General features: G+C 73.6%; 6 protein-coding genes and 1 pseudogene. All 7 read left to right on the top strand.

The features are described from left to right. Nucleotides 1–911, top strand: a pseudogene (lepB, locus tag AB0O29_RS33955) (signal peptidase I); the annotation flags it as partial. Then, entirely contained in the window at nt 880–1,776 is an 897-nt protein-coding gene (gene lepB / locus AB0O29_RS33950; protein WP_365159712.1) for a signal peptidase I, read from the top strand. The pseudogene lepB (AB0O29_RS33955) and the gene lepB (AB0O29_RS33950), both read left to right, overlap by 32 nt. A 60-nt stretch (nt 1,777–1,836) precedes the next feature. Beyond that, nucleotides 1,837–2,604 (top strand): signal peptidase I, encoded by a 768-nt coding sequence (lepB, locus tag AB0O29_RS33945; RefSeq protein ID WP_365159709.1) that lies wholly within the window; start codon nt 1,837–1,839, stop codon nt 2,602–2,604. Further along, nucleotides 2,594–3,097, top strand: coding sequence for an NUDIX hydrolase (locus AB0O29_RS33940; RefSeq protein ID WP_365159706.1), 504 nt, complete (start codon nt 2,594–2,596; stop codon nt 3,095–3,097). The genes lepB (AB0O29_RS33945) and AB0O29_RS33940 overlap by 11 nt, the downstream gene beginning before the upstream one ends. Nucleotides 3,098–3,152: 55 nt before the next feature. Further along, on the top strand, nt 3,153–3,461 hold the full coding sequence (locus tag AB0O29_RS33935) for a DUF2469 domain-containing protein (RefSeq protein ID WP_014675276.1): 309 nt from the start codon (nt 3,153–3,155) through the stop codon (nt 3,459–3,461). Nucleotides 3,462–3,577: 116 nt separating this feature from the next. Beyond that, nucleotides 3,578–3,949 carry a YraN family protein gene (locus tag AB0O29_RS33930; protein WP_365159702.1) on the top strand — a complete coding sequence of 124 codons (372 nt, stop codon included), beginning with the start codon at nt 3,578–3,580 and terminating at the stop codon, nt 3,947–3,949. Continuing rightward, on the top strand, nt 3,949–5,382 hold the full coding sequence (locus AB0O29_RS33925; protein ID WP_365159699.1) for an ATP-binding protein: 1,434 nt from the start codon (nt 3,949–3,951) through the stop codon (nt 5,380–5,382). Before AB0O29_RS33930 ends, AB0O29_RS33925 begins: the two co-directional genes overlap by 1 nt. Nucleotides 5,383–5,415 lie beyond the last annotated feature (33 nt).

Below are 5,415 nucleotides of genomic sequence, written 5' to 3'. Positions count from 1 at the left end.
CAGCGGCGCCGGATGGCGCGCAAGGTGCGGCGGCGCCGGCGCACCCGCCGGGCCGGGGAGCTGCCGCTGCTGGTGGCGGTGGCCCTGTGCATAGCCCTGGTGCTCAAGACCTTCCTGGTCCAGGCGTTCTTCATCCCGTCCGGCTCGATGGAGCAGACGATCCGGATCGGCGACCGGGTGCTCGTGGACAAGCTGACCCCCTGGTTCGGCGCCAAGGTCGAGCGGGGCGACGTCGTCGTCTTCAAGGACCCCGGAGGCTGGCTCAAGGGCGAGGCGGCCCGGCCCGCCCAGGACCCGGCGGGCGTCAAGCAGATCAAGCAGACCCTGACCTTCATCGGCCTGCTGCCCTCGGCCGACGAGCAGGACCTGATCAAGCGGGTCATCGGCATCGGCGGCGACACCGTGGCCTGCTGCGACAACCGGGGGCGGGTGACCGTCAACGGCCGTCCGCTCGATGAGCCTTACGTGTCACCCGGGAACTCGCCCTCCGACATCCCCTTTGAGGTGCACGTACCCGCCGGACGGCTCTTCGTGATGGGCGACCACCGCGCCAATTCGGCCGATTCCCGCTACCACCTCGACGAGGCGTTCGAGGGCACCATCGACGAGAAGGGCGTGGTGGGACAGGCCGTGGTGATCGCCTGGCCGTTCGACCACTGGCGCCGGCTGGAACAGCCCGCGACCTTCCTCGACGTTCCGGATCCGGCCCGCTCCGGCCGCCGGCGGCGGCCCGGCGGGCGCCGTCGGGGCACCGCGTTCGCATAGTGTGTTCCCGGTCTCCCGCGCCTTAGGGAACTCCCGCTCGTTAAGGGAGGGGAGGGCCCGTTCCTGTTCCGGCGCGGGCGGTGGCTTTGCGAGTGAGGAGTGGATGTGGGGGATGTGGCGGTAGGCGCTCGATCCGGACGCGATGAGGGCGAGGAGCGGCCGGACGATGCCGTCACGCACGAGACCGACGAGGCGGGCGCGGAGGCCGAGCGGCCCCGCTCCTTCTGGAAGGAGCTCCCGCTCCTCATCGGCATCGCCCTGGTGCTGGCCCTGCTGATCAAGACCTTCCTGGTCCAGGCGTTCTCGATCCCGTCCGACTCGATGCAGAACACCCTGCAGCGCGGTGACCGGGTCCTGGTGGACAAGCTGACCCCGTGGTTCGGCTCCGAACCCGAGCGCGGCGAGGTCGTCGTGTTCCACGACCCCGCGCACTGGCTGGACGGCGAGCCCACCCCCGAGCCGAACGTGGTGCAGAAGGTCCTCAGCTGGATCGGCCTGATGCCGTCCGCCGAGGAGAAGGACCTGATCAAGCGGACCATCGCCATCGGCGGGGACACCGTGGAGTGCAAGCGGGGCGGACCGGTCGTCGTCAACGGCAAGCCGCTGGACGAGCCGTACATCTACCCCGGCAACACCCCCTGCGACGACGCCCCGTTCGGGCCGGTCACCGTGCCCAAGGGCAAGATCTGGGTGATGGGCGACCACCGCCAGAACTCGCAGGACTCCCGCTACCACATGCAGGACTCCACCCAGGGCTTCGTGCCCGTCTCGGACGTCGTCGGGCGCGCCGTGGTCGTCGCCTGGCCGGTCACCCGCTGGGCCACCCTGCCGGTCCCGGACACCTTCGACCAGAAGGGCATCGACAAGCAGCTCCCGGCCCCCCTGCACTCGCCGCAGGCCGCCGGAGCCGGTGCGGCCGGGGTCAACCCGGCGGCGCTCGGGCTCGTCGGCGCGGTGCCCCTCGTCCTGTGGCGCCGCCGGAGGCTGACCAAGACGCCTACCGCCGGGTAGGGTGCCGCCCAGGCCGGCCATCGCCGGGTGGCGGCCATCTCCGGGTATGGGGGCGCACCAATGGGCGGAACACAGGCACAGGCAATACGCGCGAGCGGCAGAGACGGCCGCGGCGGGCTCGGCAACGCGTTGTCGGGCATCGCCGTCGCCATCGGCTTCGCGCTCTTCCTGGGCGGCTTCGTCTGGGGGGCGCTGGTGTACCAGCCCTACACCGTGCCGACGAACTCCATGGTCCCCACCGTCCAGCCCGGCGACCGGGTGCTGGCGGAGCGGATCGGCGGCGCCGAGGTGCGCCGCGGTGACGTGGTCGTCTTCAAGGACTCCCAGTGGAGCGACTCGCCCATGGTGAAGCGGGTCGTGGCCGTCGGCGGCGACACCGTCGGCTGCTGCGGCCAGGGCGGCCGGCTGACCGTGAACGGAAAGCCGCTGGACGAGCCGTACGTGGACCGGGCCGGGCGGGACGCGCTGGCCGCGGGGACGACCTCCTTCGAGGTGACCGTGCCCGAGGGCAACCTCTTCCTGATGGGCGACCGGCGCTCCGGCTCGCTGGACTCGCGGGCCCACCTGCAGGACGCCGGCCAGGGGACGGTTCCCCGGTCGGCGGTGGTGGCCCGGGTCGACGCCCTGGCGTGGCCGAACACCGGGATGCTGGACCGCCCGCAGGTCTTCGCCGCGCTCCCCGGCGGGATCTCGCAGCCCGGGCCGCTGCGGCTCCAGGTGGCCGCGGTGGTGGCCGGAGCCGCCCTCGTGGTGCTGGGGGCCGCCTACGGGCCGGTGGCCCGGGTCCTGGGGCGCGGGCGGGCGCGGGGGCGCTCCGGTGGGCGCTGAGCGGTTCGAGGGGCGGCCCCGGAGGGTGTCCCGGGTGATCCTGCTGGACCCCGAGGACCGGATCCTGCTGCTGCACGGCTTCGAACCGGCCGATCCCGCCGACGACTGGTGGTTCACCCCCGGCGGCGGGCTGGAGGGCGACGAGACCCGAGAGCAGGCCGCGCTGCGCGAGCTGGCGGAGGAGACGGGGATCACCGAGGTGGAGCTGGGGCCGGTGCTGTGGCACCGCTACTGCTCCTTCCCCTTCGACGGCAGGCGCTGGGAGCAGGACGAGTGGTACTTCCTGGCCCGCACCACCCGGACGGAGACGGCGATGGGCGGCCTCACCGAACTGGAGCGGCGCAGCGTCACGGGGGCGAGATGGTGGACCTCCGAGGAACTCCTGGCGGCCCGTGAGACGGTGTACCCGACCAAGCTCGCCGGGCTGCTGAGGACGCTGCTCGACGACGGTCCCCCGGACGCTCCGGTGGTCCTGCCCCCGGAAATCGTTTAGGGGCGCACGGCGCTGGCGCACAATAGGGGGACGCACGGCTGAAGGGGAACATGCCATGAGCGCCGAGGACCTCGAGAAGTACGAGACCGAGATGGAGCTGAAGCTCTATCGGGAGTACCGCGACGTCGTCGGGCTGTTCAAGTACGTGATCGAGACGGAACGCCGTTTCTACCTCACCAACGACTACGAGATGCAGGTGCACTCGGTCCAGGGGGAGGTGTTCTTCGAGGTCACGATGGCCGACGCCTGGGTCTGGGACATGTACCGGCCCGCCCGCTTCGTCAAGCAGGTGCGGGTGCTGACCTTCAAGGACGTGAACATCGAGGAGCTCAACAAGAGCGACCTCGAACTGCCGGGCGGCTGATCCGGCCGGGGATCCACCCGCAGGGGTGAGGGGTTCGTCCACAGCTCCGGAGTTGTCCACCAAGATCCACTCGGTGGGCCGGGACGCGGGATCGTCGGTGCCGGAGGTGGTGCCGGATGAACGCGAAGGGCGTGGCACGACAGGCGATGGGGCGGTACGGCGAGGAGCTCGCCGTGCGGCGGCTCACCGAGTCGGGGATGACGGTGATCGCCCGGAACTGGCGGTGCCGGGGCGGGGAGATCGACATCGTCGCGCGGGACGGGGAAGCCCTCGTCGTGTGCGAGGTCAAGACGCGCCGCGCGGGGGGCTTCGAGCACCCCATGGCGGCCGTCCGGGCCGGGAAGGCCGAGCGGCTGCGCCGGCTGGCCGGGCGCTGGCTCGCCGACCACGGGGGGCCACCGCCGGGCGGGGTGCGGATCGACCTGGTCGGGGTCCTGCTGCCCGGGCGCGGCGCGCCCGTGGTGGAGCACGTCAGGGGGGTGGCCTGATGGGGTTCGCGCGGGCCTGCTCGGTGGCCCTGGTGGGCGTCGACGGCGTGGTGGTGGAGGTCCAGGCCGACCTGGAGCCGGGGGTCGCGGCCTTCACCCTGGTGGGGCTGCCCGACAAGACCCTGGTCGAGAGCCGGGACCGGGTGCGGGCGGCCGTGGTGAACTCCGGCGCAGCCTGGCCGCAGAAGAAGCTCACGGTCGGACTCAGCCCGGCCTCCGTGCCCAAGGCCGGAGCCCATTTCGACCTGGCCGTGGCCGCGGCCGTCCTCGGGGCCGCCGAGGTGGTCGACCCGGACGCCATCGCCGACCTGGTGCTCATCGGGGAGCTGGGCCTGGACGGGCGGGTGCGCCCGGTCCGGGGGATCCTCCCGGCCGTGGTCGCCGCCGCCGAGGCGGGGTACCGGCAGGTGGTGGTGCCCCGGCAGTGCGCCGCCGAGGCCGCCCTGGTCCCGGAGGTGGCGGTGCTGGGCGTGGGCAGCCTGCGCCAGCTGATCGCCGTGCTCACCGACGCGCCGGTGCCCGAGGAGGACCCGCCGGACGGGGAGGGGCGCCCCGACCCGATGCTGGCCGGGCTGCTCCTGCCCGGCGCCGGACTCGGTACGGGCCTGGCCCGGGGCGCCGAGGACGGCCCGGACTTCCCCGACCTCGGGGACGTCGCCGGGCAGCACGGCGCCCGCCGGGCCCTGGAGGTGGCCGCCTCCGGGGGCCACCACCTCTTCCTCAACGGGCCCCCGGGCGCCGGCAAGACGATGCTCGCCGAGCGCCTGCCGTGGATCCTGCCGCCCCTCACCCGACAGGACTCCCTGGAGGTGACGGCCGTCCACTCGGTCGCGGGAATCCTCCCGCCCGGCGAACCGCTGGTCTCCCGGCCCCCGTACTGCGCCCCGCACCACTCGGCGACCATGCAGTCCCTGGTCGGCGGCGGGGCCGGGATCCCCAGGCCCGGGGCGGTCTCCCTGGCCCACCGGGGGGTGCTCTTCCTCGACGAGGCGGCCGAGTTCAGCGCCAAGGTGCTCGACGCCCTGCGCCAGCCCCTCGAATCCGGGCACGTGGTCATCGCCCGGGCCGCCGGGGTGGTACGGCTGCCCGCCCGCTTCCTGATGGTCCTCGCCGCCAACCCGTGCCCCTGCGGGCGGCACACCCTGCAGGGGTCGGGCTGCGACTGCCCCTCCTCGGTGATCCGGCGCTACCAGGCCCGGCTGTCGGGCCCGCTGCTCGACCGGGTCGACCTGCGGGTGGAGGTCGAACCGGTCACCCGGTCCGACCTGCTGGGCCGGGGCGGCCGGGGCGAGGGCACGCGGGCCGTCGCCGACCGGGTGCGCGAGGCCCGGGAGCGGGCCGCCGCCCGCTACGCCGGCACCCCCTGGCGGGGACGAGGGAGTGCAGGCCGTGCTCCAGGAGCCGGCGGGCCCGTTCGGGGTTCTGGGCGATGAAGCCCGCCGCCGCGCCGAGCTCGGGCTCCAGGA

Origin of the sequence: Streptomyces sp. NPDC089915, from assembly GCF_040684675.1 — a bacterium.
Classification (GTDB): domain Bacteria; phylum Actinomycetota; class Actinomycetes; order Streptomycetales; family Streptomycetaceae; genus Streptomyces.
The sequence above is the reverse complement of the archived record's forward strand: the minus strand, read 5'-3'. Positions and strand labels throughout refer to the sequence as shown.

Excerpts from the sequence above, each read along its gene's own strand:
- lepB (WP_365159709.1), top strand. The coding sequence starts at position 1,837 with ATGGGCGGAACACAGGCACAGGCAATACGCGCGAGCGGCAGAGACGGC.
- AB0O29_RS33935 (WP_014675276.1), top strand. The coding sequence starts at position 3,153 with ATGAGCGCCGAGGACCTCGAGAAGTACGAGACCGAGATGGAGCTGAAG.
- AB0O29_RS33930 (WP_365159702.1), top strand. The coding sequence starts at position 3,578 with ATGAACGCGAAGGGCGTGGCACGACAGGCGATGGGGCGGTACGGCGAG.
- AB0O29_RS33925 (WP_365159699.1), top strand. The coding sequence starts at position 3,949 with ATGGGGTTCGCGCGGGCCTGCTCGGTGGCCCTGGTGGGCGTCGACGGC.